Origin of the sequence: Hyphomonas sp. (assembly GCF_046313975.1) — a bacterium.
In the GTDB taxonomy this organism is placed as follows: Bacteria; Pseudomonadota; Alphaproteobacteria; order Caulobacterales; family Hyphomonadaceae; genus Hyphomonas.
The window spans coordinates 1-17,091 of record NZ_JBKBXB010000056.1 but is presented as its reverse complement, the minus strand read 5'-3'; the positions used below and the strand labels follow the sequence as shown (position 1 = coordinate 17,091).

The following is a 17,091-nucleotide window of genomic DNA, read 5'->3' as shown; positions in this document are numbered from 1 at the left end:
CCTTGTAGGCCGCCATCGTCCAGTCACCGGTGAAGCCGGCAACCCCGTGAATGAAGTTGCGCAACAGGCGCGCGCCATGCGTCGTGTGCACGACTTCGGGGTGGAACTGCGTGCCGTAGAAACGCCGCTCCGGGTCTGCGATCACCGCGTAAGGCGCGCCGGGCGATCTCGCGATGACACCGAAGCCGGGGGCCATCTCGGCAACATGGTCGCCATGGCTCATCCAGACCTGTTCGGAATTGCCGCCCTCGAACAGGCCATCAAGGAACGGGTCTTTCGCGACCGGCTCGATAAAGGCGCGGCCGAACTCGCGGCTGGTGCCGCCTTCGATCCGCCCGCCCAGCTGGTGCATCATCACCTGCTGGCCGTAGCAGATCCCGAGCACCGGAACGCCGGCGCTGAAGATCGCCATGTCGGCCATCGGCGCATCGTCCCAATAAACGCTCGACGGGCCGCCCGAGAGGATAATGGCCTGCGGGCCGTAAGCCTTCAGGAAGGCCGCATCGACCTTGTTGTAGGGGTGGATCTCGCAATAGACGCTGCTCTCGCGCAGCCGCCTGGCGATCAGCTGGGTCACCTGGCTGCCGAAGTCGACGATCAGGGCGCGTTGATGGCGGGTCTCGGTCATGCGGCGCAGTAGCCGAGGACTGGGGATTCGTCCAGACGGCTCAGGCGCGACGCTCAAGCAGGGCGAAGAAGAAGCCATCCGTCTGGGCCCGCCGGGGTGTCAGGCGCACGCTGCCGGTCGGGCTGCGGAACCGGCGCACCGTGGCTGCGCCATGCGCCGTCAGCAGGCCGGAAGCAATCGCCGCCTCGGCCGCATCCCGCTCCACAAACGCCGGATGCCCCGCCAGGAACTCCGCAACCCGGTCCTCGTCTTCCTCCATCAGGAAGCTGCAGGTCGCATAGAGCAGCCGCCCGCCGGGCTTCACATAGGCGGAGGCTGCGGCGAGGATTTCGCGCTGGTCATTGATCCGCTTCTCCAGCTGCGCCGGTTTGATCCGCCATTTCGTATCCGGCCGCCGCCGCCATGTGCCCGTGCCGGTGCACGGCGCATCCACGAACACTAGGTCCATCTGCCCGACCAGTGGCTCAAGGCTCGTGCCCTCGCTCGGATGCACTAGCTGCACATTGTGCGTCCCGGCCCGTTTCAGGCGCGGGATCAACGCCGACAGGCGCTTGCCGTCAATGTCATAGGCGTGGATCTGACCCGTGCCCTGCATCTGCGCGGCGAGCGCCAGCGTCTTGCCGCCGCCACCAGCGCAATAGTCGAGCACCATCTCGCCGGGCCTGGCGTTTGCCGCCGCCGCCGCGATCTGGCTGCCGGCATCCTGCACCTCGACCCAGCCCTTGGAAAAAGCTGGAATCCCTTCGATGCTGTCCTCGCGCTCGGTCGGGTCGCGCGCCGGGATATGGTAGGCATTGGTAAGCAGTTTCGAGGGCTCTGCCTTCACGGATTTCAGCGGCAGCGCAGCCTTCTCGGCGTCTGCCTTCAGCGTGTTCACGCGCAGGTCCACGTCCGCCCGCACGGCCATCGCCTGTGCTTCCATCACCGTGTCCGGCCCGAAAACCCGCTGCATGTGCGGCGTCAGCCATTCCGGATAATCGCCCTGCGCATGGATCGGCGCAGACGGGTCCGGCGCCATCACCAGCCGGCTGCGTTCGTCATTGGTCAGCGGCGTCGGCCCGTGATCCTCATAGCAGGCCTGCTCTATATCCCGCGCATTCCAGTCCCAGGCGAGCCTCAGCGCGCCGAGCACCAGCGCGCGCGGATCATCATGGCCCATGTGGTGCGCAATCGAATTGCGCCGCCGCAGCGCGTCCAGCACCAGCCCGGACACCCAGGCCCGGTCCTTCGATCCGGCATACCGCGCGCGCTTGCCCCAGTCGCGCGCAGCGACCTTCACCGGCTGGTGGCGATCCAGCACGTCGCGCAGGATGTCGATGGCTGCACTGATACGGCCGCCATTGCGCATGGGCTTTACTCCGGGTTGCGAACTGGCGCGTGTTAGCGTCCAATCCGGGCCAAGAAAACCGCAAAGGGCTGGAAATGCTTGAAATAGAGCTGCCGGAAGGCCTGCGCCGGGCCGGAAAGGCCGATTGGCGCCAGCTGGGCGACATCACCGGAGAGGCGTTTGCCGAAGACCCGGTCAATCTATGGATTTTCGGGGGCAGGGGGCCCCTGCCCCACGTTTTCGGCAATCTCGCCCGCAACATCTACCTGCCGCGAGGCGTCTGCCACATCGCCGGCGACCGCGGCGCAACGATGTGGGCACACAGCGATGCCAGCCGCGAACTCGGGACATTAGCAACGATGCAGCTGGTATTCACGCTGATGCGGCTCGGCTCGAAGGGCGCGGCGAAGCGGGGGCTTGGCGCGGGCGAAGCGATGGCTCGGGAACACCCGAAAGCGCCACACATGTACCTGTTCACAATCGGCACCCGCGCCGCCGCACGAGGGCAGGGGCTGGGCAAGCAACTCATGCAGCCGGTGCTGAAGGCCGCCGACCGCGCCGCCCTGCCCTGCTATCTCGAAAACTCAAATCCGGCGAACACCGGCTTCTATATGAGCCACGGGTTCGAGCGGATGAAGCTGTTCCATGTCGGCGATGGCTCGCCGGTCATGGAAGCGATGTGGCGCGAGCCGCGTCAGCCCCGCGGCAGCGAATAATTCGGCGCCTCGCGCGTCATCATCACGTCGTGGACATGGCTCTCTTGCAGCCCTGCCCCGGTGATCTGGACGAACTCTGCTTTCGCGTGGAGGTCTGCAATCGTCTTCGCGCCGACATAGCCCATCGCGGCGCGCAGGCCGCCGACCATCTGGTGGATGATCGGGCCGATAGGGCCCTTGTAAGGCACCTGTCCTTCGATGCCTTCCGGCACGAGCTTCTCGGCGGCGGCATCTTTCTGGAAGTAGCGATCCGCCGAGCCGCGCGCCATCGCGCCGAGCGAGCCCATGCCGCGATAGGCTTTGTAGGAGCGGCCCTGGTAGAGGAACACTTCGCCGGGCGCTTCTTCGGTGCCCGCGAACATTGAGCCCATCATGGCAGTCGCCGCCCCGGCGGCGAGCGCCTTGGCAAAGTCGCCCGAGAACTTGATGCCGCCATCGGCGATAATCGGCACACCGGAGGCGACTGCGGCATTGGCGCACTGCTCAATCGCGGTGAGCTGCGGCACGCCGACGCCCGCGACGATGCGCGTGGTGCAGATGGAGCCGGGACCGATGCCGACCTTCACCGCATCTGCGCCCGCATCGATCAGCGCCTTGGTGGCCTCAGCGGTGGCGACGTTGCCGGCGATGATCTGCACGGCATTGGAGATTTTCTTGGCGCGGGTGACGGCTTCGGCAACCGCCTTGGAATGCCCATGCGCCGTATCGATGATGACGGCATCCGCGCCAGCTGCGATCAGCGCTTCGGTCCGCTCGAAACCCGCATCGCCAACGGTCGAGGCGGCTGCGACCCGTAGGCGCCCGGCCGCGTCCTTGGCCGCGTTCGGGTTCAGCGAGGCCTTGTCCATGTCCTTGACGGTGAGCAGGCCGATGCAGCGCCCGGCATCATCCACGATCACAAGGCGCTCAATGCGGTGCTTGTGCAGGAGACGGCGGGCCTCCTCGATGGGCGTGTCCATCTTCACGGTGACGACTTCGCGGGTCATCAGCTTGGCGACGGATTCGCTCACATCCTCGGCAAAGCGGGTGTCGCGGTTGGTGACAATGCCGACGACCTTGCCGGATTTCTCGACCACCGGGATGCCGGAGAAACCGGTGCGTTTTTTCAGCTCCCGCAGATCGCCCAGCGAGGCCGAAGGCGAGATCGTCACGGGGTTCATCACCACGCCGCTCTCATACTTCTTCACCATCGCCACTTCGCCGGCCTGCTGTTCGATCGACAGGTTGCGGTGGATAACGCCGATCCCGCCAGCCTGGGCCATCGCGATGGCGAGGCGGGCTTCGGTCACCGTATCCATGGCCGCCGAGAGCAGGGGGATGTTCAGCGGGATGGCCTTGGTCAGAAAGGTCGAAACATCGACATCTGCAGGCATTACCTCGCTCGCGCCGGGCTGGAGAAGCACGTCGTCGAAGGTGATCGCTTGTCGGATTTTCATGTGGGGAGCTCCCTTTTTGGCGCTTTAAGGGAGTCTTGGGGGCTTGTGAAGCCCCTTCCCCACACGCCCCCGCCGTTCCCTGCAAAGCCGCTTTGACAGGAGACGCGACGCGCGCGAAACAGGCATTAGTTACAAATGCAACCATCCGAGCCTTGGGAGGGGCGCTGATGAAACTCTCCGATTACGGCCTCAGCCGCGAGCGCGGCTTCCTCGCGAATTTCGACCCGGCCGGCGTGACACTGCCCGCCTACCTGCATCCGGCCCGCGACCTTGCCCTTTCGATCCCGCAGCTGATCCCCACCGGGCGTGTGCGGCATTTCCTGGAGCAGCTGCCGCTGATCGACCTTTCCGAGTTCTGCAGGACCGGCAGCGAGGCGCAGCACCGGATCGCGATGCTGCATTACAGCTTCATGGTGCAGACCTATGTCTGGGGCGAGCCCGAGGCGCCGAAGGTACTGCCAGCCTGCCTGGCGGTTCCGATCTGGCAGGTAGGGCAGGCGATCGGCCAGCCACCCCTCCTCCCCTACTCCAGCTACACGCTCGAAAACTGGGCGCGATTTGATGCCAGCGGCCCGATAGACCTCTCCAACATTCACACGCTGCAGCATTTCGAAGGCGGCATGGATGAGGCCTGGTTCATTCTCGTGCACGTCGCCATCGAGGCGCGCGCCGGTGAGATGCTGGACGAAGCGACCAAGTTGGTGGCCGCGGCAAAGGCAGAAGACGGCGCGGCAATGGCGCGCGGCCTCTCGGCGATGAAAGCGGTGTGGGACGGCGTCAACGCGATCTTTGACCGGATGCCGGAGCGTTGCGATCCTTATGTCTATTTCCACCGGGTGCGGCCATGGATCCACGGCTGGAAAGACAATCCGGCACTTGGTCCGGGCCTCATCTATGAGGGCGTGGCCGAAGCAAATGGACAGCCGCAGGCCTTCCGTGGACAGACGGGTTCGCAATCCTCCATCGTACCCGCGATGGACGCGCTGCTGGGCGTCGGACATGCCGGCGATCCGCTGCGCACTTTCCTCGACGAACTGCACATCTACCGCCCGCCGCAGCACCGCCGCTTCATCGATGATCTGCGCGCGCAAAGCGCAGTGCGGGCTGTGATCCAGAAGCTCGGCACGGCAGAATTGCGCGACCTTTACAACGACAATATCCGCAGCCTCGCCCGTTTCCGCACGCGCCATCTCGAGTATGCGGCGACCTATATCAACCGGCAGGCCTCAACCGCCGCCGGCAACGATCCGGATGTCGGCACAGGCGGCACCCCGTTCATGCGCTACCTGAAAAAACACCGCGACGAGGCGGAAGCCCACCTCCTGACATAGCAGGAGGCAATCCAGAAACCGTCCAGACTAGCGTGTGGACTAGTCCACGCAGATCGTGTGCGCGATCTTGCCGTTTTCGACGATGGTGTAACAGCCGAAACGCGCGTCGGTGGTCTGGCAAGTGCCGGTCACGTCCATGTCCGGAACGTGCTCGGCGTCGCCTTCATAGCGGCAATCGCCGATGCAATCCGCGCTGCCCGTGCAGGCGGCGCCGGCATCAGAGAAGGGCTGGACGCAGTTTTCCCATTGCAGCTTGCCGCTGGGAACAATTGTTCCGCCCGCGGCGAGGCAGGCTTCGCGCTCAGCATCGGTTGCTGTCTGGTCGGCGAAATCGATGCGCTGGTACTCGGCCGGCGCTGGCGGCGCACTTTGCTCCTCCCCTTCCCCCGCGATGTAAGGCGTGCAGGCGGGCAGGGCGAGAAGCGCGGCGAAAGCGAGTAGGGCGTATTTCATCCAGGGAACCTCGGAAAAGCCGGAACACCGTCCGGGAACAGGTGGAAGGGATAAGCATCGGCAGTTTGCAGGATCATCTGCGGTCCTCCGTAGACGGAAGGGTCATCCAGCGAGCCTGCCTTGAGGATGACAGCCATGGGCAAGGCAGGCGAGCGCGTCAGCAGCGGCGTTCCGCAGGTTCCGCAGAATTCGCGCGTGTTGGCATGTGGAAGGTCTGTGCGCTTGAAGGCCTTGGGCTGGCCTTTCGTGAAGCGGAAGCCGGCTGCCGGCATCGCCATGAAATCGTTGCCTTCGCCGCCCGTGAAATACTGGCATTCGCGGCAATGGCAGCGCGCCTTCATCAGCGGCTGGCCTTCAGCCTCGTAGCGGACTTCGCCGCAATAGCATCCTCCGGTGATGGTCATTTGCTCCCTCCCTTGAAGCCTTTTGCAATGACATAGATTTCCGGACTGCCCGCGCGGCTGGCCGGCGGCTTTATGTGTTTCACAGTGCGGAAATTCTGTTTCAGTTTGTCGAGCACGTCCTTCGCCGCGCCGCCCTGGAACACTTTTGAGCAAAATGCTCCGCCCGGCGCGAGATGGGCAATGGCAAAGTCCACGGCGAGTTCAACCAGCGTCACTGTGCGCAGATGGTCCGTCTGCTTGTGCCCGGTAGTGTTGGCGGCCATGTCGGACAGCACGAGGTCCGGCGGACCGCTGAGCGCACCGAGCAGTTTCTCGACATCGGCAGGCTCGTTGACGTCGCCTTCGAAAATCGTCGCACCTTCGATCGGGTCAACGGGCAGGAGGTCGATGCCAACTACTTCCGAAGCGCCCTTGTAGAGCGCGACCTGTATCCACCCGCCAGGCGCGCAGCCGAGATCGATAACGCGCTGGCCGCGTTTCAGGATGTGCGCTTCCTCATTGATCTCGAGTAGCTTGTAGGCGGCGCGCGAGCGATAGCCCTCTTCCTTGGACTTGCGCACATAGGGATCCTGCAGCTGGCGCTCGATCCAGCGTTTCGAACTTTCGGTGCGCGCATTGCGGGCAATCACCTTGCGCTCTGTCGTGCGCCTGCCTGAATCCTTCTTGTCCGCACCCGGACCTTTCCAGCGGCGCTTTTCTTCATCCGACATGCGTGTCTCCGCTTCCGCTCGCTGCAGGCTTGCGCCGTTTCGGTCGGCGCCTGCGAACCGGCGCCTGACCATGCATCATGGACAGGAGCACACCTTCGCGAAGACCGCGATCCGCAACGCGCAGTGTATGCCCGTCGAACCTTTCCCAGACCGCTTCCATGATGGCACAGCCAGCCAGCATCAGCGGGGCGCGCTCTTCGCCGATCGTCGGCAGTTTGGCCCGACCGTGAATGCCCAGCTCGCGCAGACGCTGCATGGTGCTTTGCCCGTCCGCGCGGCTGAGCCAGCTGCCGTCCACCTTGTCGCGCCGGTATCGGTCGAGGTTCAGGTGGACGCCGGCAAGGCAGGTCACCGTTCCGGACGTGCCGATCAGGTAGCCATTATCGGCCTGCAGGCGCTGCTGCACTCTTTCGAGGGCCGGCCAGCTGCTGACCGCTGCGCGGGCACGTTCCAGCATTTGGGGCCAGGCGGCGGCTTCATCGGTCAGGTCGAACGCTTCGGAAAGGGTCACGACGCCGACTTTCAGGCTGGTCCAATCGACAATCGGGGCCTGCCGGAGGATGCCTGCAAGACCGCCCTGGCGCACGCCGCGGGCATCGACCAGCGACAGCTCCGTAGATCCGCCGCCGACATCGACGACGAGAACGGACTGGACGTCGGGCTTGATCAGGTCATAGCAGCCGATGGAGGCCAGCCGGGCCTCCTCCTTGGCGCCGATGACCTTGAAGGTCAGGCCGGTTTCCGTCTGGACCCTGCGAATGAAATCCGGGCCGTTGCTGGCCTTGCGGCAAGCCTCGGTGGCGATACAGCGGACCCGGCCGACGCCGTGATGCTTCAGCTTGGCGCGGATGGCGTGCAGGGCGCTCATGGCGCGTTCAATGGCGGCGTCGGACAATCTGCCGGTATCGTGCAGCCCCTCCCCCAACCTTGCGATCTGGGAAAACGAATCGACCACGCGAAAAGACTGGCCACGGGGTTCCGCAACCAGGAGTCGGCAATTATTCGTGCCGAGATCGACCGCCGCAAACAACGGCTTTCCCCGGTGGGAACCGCTCTGGCCGCGTTTGCGGCCGCCGGTTCCGTCTTTTTTGTCAGCCATAGTGTGGCCCGAAACACAAACTTGGGGCATGCTCTATCACAGGAGTCGAAAATGACCAGTAGACGTGGGCCCGCCGCTTGGTTGCGCGCCTTGCTTGGCGGGAAGAAGAAAAGTGCACATCCGCCGCTGGTCCTGACCGACAGGATCGACGAGCGGTATCACTACAATTCCATCTCGAAACACGTCGCCAAGTACCAGATCGGGCAGGTTGTCCGGCACCGGGTTTTTGCGTTCCGGGGGGTGATTTTCGACGTCGATCCGCAGTTTGCCAACACCGACGAGTGGTATGAATCTATCCCGGAGGAAGTGCGGCCGGCCAAGGATCAGCCGTTTTACCACCTGTTCGCCGAGAATGACCGGACCCACTATATTGCTTACGTTTCCGAGCAGAATCTCGTGCCTGACGATTCAGAGCAGCCGCTGAGCCACCCGGATATTCCGGAATGGTTTGACCTGACCGGGCGCGGTACTTACGAGCTGAAGAAGCACGCGACCAACTAGAACGCCCTGTATTTTTAGTCCTTTTTCCGGGACCGGGCGATGGTGGCTGTGGTGGAATGGCCCTCGACCAGTTGCACGACCACGACTTCGCCGCCGCGGGCTTCGACGATGTCGGCGCCGACGATGGTGTCGCGGGTATAGTCGCCGCCCTTGACGAGGACGTCGGGCTTCAGGGCGGTGATCAGCTCCAGCGGGGTGTCTTCCTCAAAGATCACGACGGCATCGACCGAGGCGAGGCCGCAGAGCACCTGGGCGCGTGAAACCTCTGTATTTACAGGGCGTTCAGGCCCTTTCAGACGCCGGACAGATGCGTCGGAATTGATCGCAACCACCAGTCGGTCGCAGCGGATTCCAGCTTCTTCCAGGATCCGGACATGGCCTGGATGGAGGATGTCGAAGACGCCGTTGGTGAAACCGATGCGCAATCCGGCTTCGCGCCAGCGTTCGATCTGGCCGACCATGGCATCGCGGGTGAGGAGGTTCGCCTTCTGGTGGCGGAAACCGGACTCTGCCGTTTCGATCAGTTCTGATGCAGAAACGGTGGCTGTCCCTGCTTTTCCGACAGCAATTCCTGACGCCAGGATTGCAACGGTTACAGCTTCTTCCAGTTTCGTTCCCGCTATGATTGCGGCGGCCAGCGCGGCGAGACTCGTATCGCCGGCGCCCGAAACATCAAAGACTTCCCTCGCCTGCCCCCTCACATGCGCCGGCTTTTCGCCGCGCGACAGGAAGGACATGCCCTGGGCGGCGCGGGTGACGACGATGGCTTTTGCCGGGAGGGTGGCGAGGGCAGAGCTGAGGGCGGCGGCGGCGGTTTCGTCGGAGGTGACCGACTGGCCGATGGCGGAGGCGAGTTCGCCTGCGTTAGGCTTGAGGATATCGACGGCGCCGTAGCGGGCGAAGTCCTGACCTTTGGGGTCGGCGATGACCGGGACCTTGGCGGCGGCAGCGGCCTCGAGGGTGGCGGCGAGGATGGCGGGGGTGAGGAAGCCTTTGGCATAGTCCGAGATGAGGATCGCGGCGACGGTGGGGGCGAGTTTGCGGATGGCGGCGATGGCCGCCTGCTCGGAGCTGGTGTCCGGAGCGCCGGCTTCTTCGGCGTCGAGGCGGAGGAGCTGCTGGCCGCCAGCGACGAGACGGGTCTTGAGCGTGGTGGGGCGGCCCCTGAGGGTGACGAGATGGGCTTCGCAGCCGAGGAGGCCGGAGAGTTCCTTGCCGGCTTCATCATCCCCGATGGCGCCGATGATGACGGGCTTCAGGCCGAGCGAAGAGAGGTTCCTTGCGACGTTGGCCGCGCCGCCGGGCATGCTGGCGAGGCGCGTCTGGCGCAGGACCGGGACCGGGGCTTCCGGGGAGATGCGGTTGACCGAGCCATAGACGAAGCGGTCGAGCATGATGTCGCCGATGCACAGGACGCGCTGGCCTTCGGCTTTTTCCATAATCTGGCGAAGTCGGGCGGGCTGCATCCGGGGCTTTCTCTGGGTCGAGGCCGGGGTATAGCCGCCGCCGCGCAGGCGGGAAAGGGCGCGGGTGCCTGCGGGGTTGATCCAATCCGGAAGCCGTAACGTATTCAGTGTGCTAGAACACAGGAAACGGCCACAGACCCCATGCCTGAATTGCCGACTTCGATCCTGTGGTTCCGCGAGGACCTGAGACTGGCGGACAATCCGGCCCTGGCAGCGGCGATTGCTTCGGGCGGGCCCGTGGTCTGTCTGTTCATCCGTGAGACCGGACCGGGTGCCGGACGGGCGCTGGGCGGGGCCGTCGAGTGGTGGCTGGACAAGAGCCTGCGAGCGCTGGACGCGGACCTGCGAAAGCGCGGCGGGCAGCTGGTGCTGCGCACGGGCGCGGCGGCGGAAGTGATTCCCGCGATGGTGAAGGAGACGGGCGGGAAGGCCGTGTTCTGGAACCGGCGGTATGGCGAGCCGGAACGGACGGCGGATGCGGACATCAAGGCGGGCCTGAAAGCGGCCGGGATCGACGCGCAGAGCTTCAATGGCCGGCTGCTGATGGAACCCTGGGAGCTGAAGACCGGCAGCGGCGGGTACTACCGGGTGTTCACACCGTTCTGGCGCGCGATGCAGGCGAGCTATCGACCGGCGCCTGCGCTGGCCGCGCCGAAGCGCATCAAGGGCGTGGCGCTGGAGAGCGAAAGGCTGGAGGATTGGGGACTGCACCCCACTCAGCCGGACTGGTCTGGCGGGATGGCCGAGGCCTGGACGCCGGGCGAAGCGGGCGCGGCCGCGCGGCTCGCCGCGTTTCTGGACGACGGCATCAATGGGTATGCGGACAATCGCAACCGGCCGGATCTGGATGTTTCGACATCGCGGCTTTCCCCGCATCTGAGATTTGGTGAAATCTCTCCAGTGCAGATCTGGCGTGCGGTGAAGGCCGGCGTTGAAGCGGGCCGCGTGAATGAGCGGGATGCGGCGGTGTTCCTGTCGGAGATCGCCTGGCGGGAATTTTCCTATGTGCTGCTGCACTTCAATCCGGAACTGGCACGGAAGAACTATAACCCAGCCTTCGACCAGATGCCGTGGCGCGAAGACCCGGCGGCCCTGATCGCCTGGCAGAAGGGCATGACGGGCTATCCGATCGTGGATGCCGGGATGCGCCAGCTGTGGCATACGGGATGGATGCATAACCGTGTACGGATGATCGTCGCTTCGTTCCTGACCAAGCATCTATTGTTGCCCTGGCAGGCAGGCGAGGACTGGTTCTGGGACACGCTGGTGGATGCGGACCCGGCGGCGAATGCCGCGAGCTGGCAGTGGACAGCAGGCAGCGGCGCGGATGCAGCGCCTTATTTCCGCGTGTTCAATCCGATCACGCAGGGATCGAAGTTCGACGAGACGGGCGCCTATGTGCGCCGCTGGTGCCCGGAGCTCTCGAAGGTGCCGGACAAGTTCCTGCACGCGCCGTTTGAGGCGCCGGCGAATGTGCTGACGGCCGCAGGCGTCGTGCTGGGCAAGACCTATCCCGAACCGATCGTGGACCATAGCGCCGGGCGTGAGCGCGCGCTGGAGGCCTACAAACAGACACGCACACCACAGGATGCAGAATGAAGAAGATTGCCGTTATCGGATCAGGCATATCCGGCATGGGCGCCGCCTGGGCGTTGCGGGACACGGCGGATGTCACGCTGTTCGAGGCCGGCGACCGGCTGGGCGGGCATGCCTGCACGCACACGTTCAGGTATGACGGCGTGGAGACGGCGGTTGATCTTGGATTCATTGTCTATAACGGGCTGAACTATCCGAACCTGATCGGCCTGTTCGACGCGCTGGGCGTGGAGACGGCCGCATCCGACATGAGCTTCTCGGTGACCGATCCGAACGGCTGGAGTTGGGCATCGACCGCGACGGGCATCTTCGCGCAGAAACGCAATCTCCTGAGCGCGCGGTTTCATCGCTTCTGGCAGACGATCCTGAAGTTCAACGACATTGCGCGCAGCGAATACCTGGCAGGCACGATCACCGAGACCACGCTGGGCGCCTGGCTGGACCGGCACGGGTTTGATACGGACTTCCGTGAAAACTACATACTGCCGATGGGCGCGGCGATCTGGTCGACACCGGAGGGGCGCATCCTCGAGTATCCGGCACAGAGCTTCTTCCAGTTTTTCGACAATCACCGCCTGATGCACAAGGAGCGGCCGAAGTGGCGGACGGTGGCCGGTGGCAGCCAGAATTATGTGCGGCGCATTTCTGAGTCGCTGGGCGAGCGCGTGCGCCTCGGCAGCGAAGTGACGCGGGTGCGCCCGTTCGGAGCGAAGACCGCCGTAGTGCTGGCGAGCGGCGAGACGGTGCTGTTCGATGAGGTGATCCTCGCTTGCCATTCGGATGAAGCGCTGCGGATTGTGGAGCAGGATTATGAGGACCAGGCTTTCTGCCTGCGCTCGGTGAAATATCGTCCGAACACGATCTATTTGCACCGCGACCCGGCGCTGATGCCGGCGCGCAAGGCGGCCTGGGCGAGCTGGAACGTGATGAAGCAGGCAAATGGGGACATCTGCCTCAGCTACTGGATGAACCGGCTACAGGGGATCGATGAGGCGCGGCCGCTGTTCATCACGCTGAACCCGGAGCACCGGCCGGCGGAGCACCTGACCTTCCACGAATACACGTTCGATCATCCCCAGTTCGACACGGCGGCGGAAGCGGCGGTGCGGTCGCTGAAGCGGATCCAGGGGCAGGATGCGCTGTGGTTTGCGGGCGCCTGGATGGGGCGCGGATTCCACGAAGACGGGCTGAAGGCGGGACTTTCGGTGGCGCTGGCGCTCGGCGGGACGGTCTCGTGGGAGGCGAAGGGCGTGGACATTCCGCCGGTTCGGCGCGACACTTCGGCCATCGACGTCAAGGCCGAGGCATCTGCGTGACGCATGCTGCATTACAACTGTGGTCGGGGTTTACCCTGCACAAACGGTTTGTGCCGTTCGAGCGGGCGTTCCGCTACCGGCTTGCGCTGATCGATATCGACATTGACAAGCTGGATGAAGCGGCGCACGTGTCGCCTCTGTTCGCGGTGAACAAGCCGGGGCTTTTCTCGTTTCACGAGAAGGATCATGGCGGCGCGGGGCGGACCGGGACGCTAAGAGAGTGGGCCGACGCGATGCTGGCGCGGGCGGGGGTGAATGTCCGTTCCGGGACGATTCGGCTGGTGACGTTCCCGCGGCATTTCTTCTACAAGTTCGCGCCGATTTCGCTGTGGTATGGCTATGATGCGGCAGGCGCACTGCGCGGCATCATCTATGAGGTGAACAACACGTTCGGCGAGCATCACTGCTATGTTGCGCCGGTCTCTGCGCCACGGGATGTGCATACGGCAGAGAAGGCATTCCATGTGTCGCCTTTCTTTGATGTGAGCGGCGATTATCGCTTCACGCTGCGCGCGCCGGAGGCGACGCTGGATGTGGTTGTGGAGAATGTGTCGGGCGGGACCCGGCAGCATCTGGCGAATATCAAGGCGAAGCCGCTGGCGGCGACGGGCGGAAACTTCCTGCGCCTCGCGCTGCGCAATCCCGTATCCTCGATTGGCGTTGTGTTCGGCATTCACTGGCAGGCGCTGCGGCTGTGGCTGCGCGGAGCAAAATATCACCGCAAGCCCCCTGCCCCGGCGCGGCCGGCGACGCTGGCTTCGCCCGAAGCCCCAACCTTGCCGCAGCAGAAGGAGACCGCTGCATGAGCATGACGGTTATCGCGACCCCGCAATCCATCCGTCAGCTGAGGGATGTGCCGGCGAGTTTCCGGATTGGCGCCCTCGTGCTGTTGCAGACCGAGTCCGGCGCGCTGACTTTCGTGTTGCCGGGCGGGACACGGCTGGTGTTCCGGAACGAGCAGCCGGGCGCGGAGGCGCAGATCCATGTGCACGACTTCCGCTTCATCAAGCGCGCTCTGGCGGGCGGCGATGTGGCCTTTGCGGAATCGTATATGGATGGCGACTGGTCGACGCCGGACCTGACAAAGGTGCTGCAATTCTTCTCCGCGAATTTTGATGCGGCGTCGCGCCTTGCGAGGGGCAACTTGTTCGTGCGCTCGGCCAACATGCTGCGGCATGTGCTGGGGCGGCGCAATTCCCGCTCGGGTGCGCGGCGCAACATCATGGCGCACTATGATCTCGGCAACGAGTTTTACGGCAAGTGGCTTGATCGGAGCATGACGTATTCCTCGGCATGGTTCGAGAATCCCAACCAGTCGCTCGAGCAGGCGCAGCAGAACAAGTATCGCGGCATCTGTGACCGGATCCAGGCGGGACCGTCGAGCCATATCCTGGAGATCGGGTGCGGCTGGGGCGGGTTTGCCGAGCATGCCGCGAAGCAGCGCGGGAGCAAGGTGACCTGCCTGACGATTTCGCCAGCGCAGAAGGCGTATGCCGAGGAGCGGATGTTCCGGGCGGGGCTGAATGAGCGGGTCGACATCCGGCTGGAAGACTACCGCGACCATGTCGGGACATATGATGGCGTCGCCTCCATCGAGATGTTCGAGGCGGTGGGTGAGGCCTATTGGCCGAGTTATTTCGGCAAGGTGTATTCCTCGCTGAAGGACGGCGCGCGAGCGGCGCTGCAGATCATCACCATCGATGATGAGCTGTTCCCGCGCTATCGCAAGAGGGTGGACTTCATCCAGCAGCATATCTTTCCGGGCGGGATGCTGATCAGCGAGACTGTGCTGAAGGAGCAGTTCGCCGCAGCGGGGCTGCGCCATGACGGGGTTGCGTATTTCGGGCAGGACTATGCGCGCACGTGCCGGGAATGGGCGCGCAGTTTCAATGGCCGTTGGGACGAAATCCGCGAGCTGGGATTCGATGAGACGTTCCGCAGGCTGTGGAACTTCTATCTCAGCTATTGCGAAGCGGGCTTCACCGATGGGCGTATCAATGTCGGCCAGTTCCAGGTGACGCGCGCCTGAGGATCAGACCAACCGGCTCTGCTTGACGGCGGCGTCGATGAAGCTGGCGAAGAGAGGGTGCGGCTCAAAGGGCCGTGACTTCAGTTCCGGGTGGAACTGTACGCCAATGAACCACGGGTGCGACGGGATTTCGATGATCTCCGGCAGCAGGCCGTTCGGCGACATGCCCGAGAAGATGAAGCCGTGCTTTTCGAGTTGCGGAATGTAAGCCGCATTCACTTCGTAGCGATGGCGGTGGCGTTCGGAGATGTCGTTTGAGCCGTAGATTTCGGCGACACGGCTGCCGGCCTTGAGGTGGGCGGGATAGGCGCCGAGACGCATGGTGCCGCCCTTGTCGGTGTTCTCGTCGCGGACAACTTTCTCGTTACCCTTGGTCCACTCTTCCATGAGGCCGACGAGCGGGTTCTTCGTTTTCGGATCGTTTTCGGTCGTGTTCGCGTCGGCGAGGCCAGCGAGATTTCGCGCTGCCTCTATGACCGCCATCTGCATGCCGTAGCAGATGCCGAAGCACGGCACCTGGCGTTCGCGGGCGAAACGAGCCGCGCGGATCTTGCCGTGGGCGCCGCGCTCGCCGAAGCCGCCGGGCAGGATGATGCCGTGGACACCCTCGAGGATATCGAGTGGGCGGGCCTCGTCGTCGAACTCTTCGGAGTTGATCAGGCGGACGGTGACTTTGACATTGTTGGCGAGGCCGCCATGGCTGAGGGCTTCGGCAACGGATTTGTAGGCGTCCGGAACATCGACGTATTTTCCGACGAGGCCGATGCAGACTTCGCCGTCCGGATTGTGGATGGTGTGGGCGATGCGCTGCCAGGCGGACAGGTCCGGCGCAGGCGCATCCTTGATGCCGAAATGCTGTAGCACTTCGCGGTCGAGGCCCTGTTCGTGATAGGCGGCGGGCACATCATAGATGTGGCGCACATCACGCGCTTCGATGACGCTGGACGGGCGCACGTTACAGAAGCTGGCAATCTTGCCTTTTTCATTCTCCGGGATCGGACGATCACAGCGGCAGAGCAGGACCTGTGGCTGGATACCTATGGAGCGCAGCTCCTTGACGGAGTGCTGCGTCGGCTTGGTTTTCATTTCGCCGGCGGCCGGGATGTACGGCAGTAGCGTCAGGTGGATGAAGCAGGCGCGTTCCGGGCCGAGTTCCTGGCCAAGCTGGCGGATGGCTTCGAAGAAGGGCAGGCCCTCGATGTCGCCGACGGTGCCACCGATTTCGCAGAGCACGAATTCGACGCCCTCCCCCGGATCGGAGAGCACGAAATCTTTGATCTCGTTGGTGACGTGCGGGATGACCTGGATGGTGGCGCCGAGATAGTCGCCGCGGCGTTCCTTCTCGATGATGCGCTGGTAGATGCGGCCCGTGGTGATGTTGTCCGACTGGCGCGCGGAGACGCCGGTGAAGCGCTCATAGTGACCAAGGTCGAGATCGGTTTCGGCCCCGTCATCGGTGACATAGACCTCACCATGCTGGCGCGGGCTCATCGTGCCGGGGTCGACGTTGAGGTAAGGGTCGAGCTTGCGCAGGCGGACCTTGTAGCCGCGCGATTGCAGCAGCGCGCCGAGGGCGGCAGAGGCGATACCCTTGCCAAGGGAGGACACCACGCCGCCTGTGATGAAAATATAGCGGATCATGGGATCACACACATGCAATGATTCGCGCCGGCGGCGCGCTCCGAAACATGCCCTGTCTTAAAATTACTGGGGATTGGTCTCAGCGGGAACAGGTTCCTCGGGCGCACCTTCACCTGCCGGTGCAGCCGGAATAGCAGACGGGTCCACAAAATCCTGTGTTTCAGGCTGGGGCTGGACCGGCGTTTCGTTCGCGAACGGGTCGAGCGACGGATCGAAGAGATCGCCGGGATTGTCCACGGGAGCGACGGTGCCGCCGCCTTCCAGCGCGCGCTCGATGCCCGAAGCCGGGCCTTTGGTGCGGTTGGCGATGGAGGTGAGCGCCAGGCTGGTGGCGAAAAAGATGCCGCCGATGATGATCGTGGTGCGCACGATGGCGCCGGCTGCCCCGCGGCCGGACATCAGCGAATTGGCGCCGCCACCCCCGATTCCCAGACCGCC

Annotated in this window: 17 protein-coding genes; 7 read left to right on the top strand and 10 right to left on the bottom strand. The window is 64.1% G+C overall.

Translation table 11 applies throughout. The annotated features are described in order from the left end of the window. On the bottom strand, positions 1 to 628 hold a 628-nt coding region (guaA, locus tag ACK4TE_RS14860), incomplete at its 3' end, for a glutamine-hydrolyzing GMP synthase (RefSeq protein WP_409912316.1). A 40-nt stretch (positions 629 to 668) separates the two neighbouring features. Further along, the gene (locus ACK4TE_RS14855) at positions 669 to 1,976 is read right to left on the bottom strand and encodes an RsmB/NOP family class I SAM-dependent RNA methyltransferase (RefSeq protein ID WP_409912315.1); all 1,308 of its coding nucleotides are present in this window, start codon (positions 1,974 to 1,976) and stop codon (positions 669 to 671) included. A gap of 74 nt (positions 1,977 to 2,050) precedes the next feature. Between ACK4TE_RS14855 and ACK4TE_RS14850 the strand changes: the two genes are divergently transcribed. Continuing rightward, positions 2,051 to 2,671 (top strand): GNAT family N-acetyltransferase, encoded by a 621-nt coding sequence (locus tag ACK4TE_RS14850; RefSeq protein WP_409912314.1) that lies wholly within the window; start codon positions 2,051 to 2,053, stop codon positions 2,669 to 2,671. Here the strand turns inward: ACK4TE_RS14850 and guaB are convergent. Then, positions 2,650 to 4,107, bottom strand: a complete 1,458-nt coding sequence (gene guaB / locus ACK4TE_RS14845) for an IMP dehydrogenase (RefSeq protein ID WP_409912313.1) — start codon at positions 4,105 to 4,107, stop codon at positions 2,650 to 2,652. The two genes, ACK4TE_RS14850 and guaB, sit on opposite strands and share 22 nt — an antisense overlap. Positions 4,108 to 4,274: 167 nt before the next feature. Here guaB and ACK4TE_RS14840 point away from each other — a divergent pair, with 167 nt between their 5' ends. After that, positions 4,275 to 5,438, top strand: a complete 1,164-nt coding sequence (locus ACK4TE_RS14840) for an indoleamine 2,3-dioxygenase (RefSeq protein ID WP_409912312.1) — start codon at positions 4,275 to 4,277, stop codon at positions 5,436 to 5,438. Between the two features lie 39 nt (positions 5,439 to 5,477). On the opposite strand, the gene ACK4TE_RS14835 is transcribed toward ACK4TE_RS14840, so the two are convergent. From ACK4TE_RS14835 to ACK4TE_RS14820, 4 genes are read right to left on the bottom strand one after another with little or no spacing between them, the layout of a single operon-like run. After that, positions 5,478 to 5,891, bottom strand: coding sequence for a hypothetical protein (locus ACK4TE_RS14835; protein ID WP_409912311.1), 414 nt, complete (start codon positions 5,889 to 5,891; stop codon positions 5,478 to 5,480). Next, positions 5,888 to 6,295, bottom strand: coding sequence for a GFA family protein (locus tag ACK4TE_RS14830; RefSeq protein ID WP_409912310.1), 408 nt, complete (start codon positions 6,293 to 6,295; stop codon positions 5,888 to 5,890). The genes ACK4TE_RS14835 and ACK4TE_RS14830 overlap by 4 nt, the downstream gene beginning before the upstream one ends. Beyond that, positions 6,292 to 7,005: an RlmE family RNA methyltransferase gene (locus tag ACK4TE_RS14825; RefSeq protein WP_409912309.1), complete on the bottom strand. Its 714-nt coding sequence runs from the start codon at positions 7,003 to 7,005 to the stop codon at positions 6,292 to 6,294. The genes ACK4TE_RS14830 and ACK4TE_RS14825 overlap by 4 nt, the downstream gene beginning before the upstream one ends. Then, entirely contained in the window at positions 6,995 to 8,104 is a 1,110-nt protein-coding gene (locus ACK4TE_RS14820) for a Ppx/GppA phosphatase family protein (RefSeq protein WP_409912308.1), read from the bottom strand. Before ACK4TE_RS14820 ends, ACK4TE_RS14825 begins: the two co-directional genes overlap by 11 nt. A 171-nt stretch (positions 8,105 to 8,275) precedes the next feature. Here ACK4TE_RS14820 and hspQ point away from each other — a divergent pair, with 171 nt between their 5' ends. Then, positions 8,276 to 8,605: a heat shock protein HspQ gene (hspQ, locus tag ACK4TE_RS14815; RefSeq protein WP_409912317.1), complete on the top strand. Its 330-nt coding sequence runs from the start codon at positions 8,276 to 8,278 to the stop codon at positions 8,603 to 8,605. Positions 8,606 to 8,619: 14 nt separating this feature from the next. On the opposite strand, the gene rfaE2 is transcribed toward hspQ, so the two are convergent. Then, the gene (rfaE2, locus tag ACK4TE_RS14810; protein WP_409912307.1) at positions 8,620 to 10,071 is read right to left on the bottom strand and encodes a D-glycero-beta-D-manno-heptose 1-phosphate adenylyltransferase; all 1,452 of its coding nucleotides are present in this window, start codon (positions 10,069 to 10,071) and stop codon (positions 8,620 to 8,622) included. A gap of 141 nt (positions 10,072 to 10,212) precedes the next feature. Between rfaE2 and ACK4TE_RS14805 the strand changes: the two genes are divergently transcribed. The 4 genes from ACK4TE_RS14805 to ACK4TE_RS14790 are packed head-to-tail and all read left to right on the top strand — an operon-like array spanning position 10,213 to position 15,012. Then, on the top strand, positions 10,213 to 11,670 hold the full coding sequence (locus ACK4TE_RS14805; RefSeq protein ID WP_409912306.1) for a cryptochrome/photolyase family protein: 1,458 nt from the start codon (positions 10,213 to 10,215) through the stop codon (positions 11,668 to 11,670). Next, complete coding sequence (locus ACK4TE_RS14800; RefSeq protein ID WP_409912305.1) at positions 11,667 to 12,983, top strand: NAD(P)/FAD-dependent oxidoreductase; 1,317 nt, start codon at positions 11,667 to 11,669, stop codon at positions 12,981 to 12,983. Before ACK4TE_RS14805 ends, ACK4TE_RS14800 begins: the two co-directional genes overlap by 4 nt. Beyond that, positions 12,980 to 13,789, top strand: a complete 810-nt coding sequence (locus ACK4TE_RS14795) for a DUF1365 domain-containing protein (RefSeq protein WP_409912304.1) — start codon at positions 12,980 to 12,982, stop codon at positions 13,787 to 13,789. Before ACK4TE_RS14800 ends, ACK4TE_RS14795 begins: the two co-directional genes overlap by 4 nt. Beyond that, positions 13,786 to 15,012 (top strand): class I SAM-dependent methyltransferase, encoded by a 1,227-nt coding sequence (locus ACK4TE_RS14790; RefSeq protein ID WP_409912303.1) that lies wholly within the window; start codon positions 13,786 to 13,788, stop codon positions 15,010 to 15,012. Before ACK4TE_RS14795 ends, ACK4TE_RS14790 begins: the two co-directional genes overlap by 4 nt. Before the next feature lie 3 nt (positions 15,013 to 15,015). Here ACK4TE_RS14790 and ACK4TE_RS14785 read toward each other — a convergent pair whose 3' ends face one another. After that, positions 15,016 to 16,653 carry a CTP synthase gene (locus tag ACK4TE_RS14785; RefSeq protein WP_409912302.1) on the bottom strand — a complete coding sequence of 546 codons (1,638 nt, stop codon included), beginning with the start codon at positions 16,651 to 16,653 and terminating at the stop codon, positions 15,016 to 15,018. Positions 16,654 to 16,716: 63 nt separating this feature from the next. Beyond that, positions 16,717 to 17,091: preprotein translocase subunit SecG (gene secG / locus ACK4TE_RS14780; protein ID WP_409912301.1), on the bottom strand; the 375-nt coding region annotated here is incomplete at its 5' end.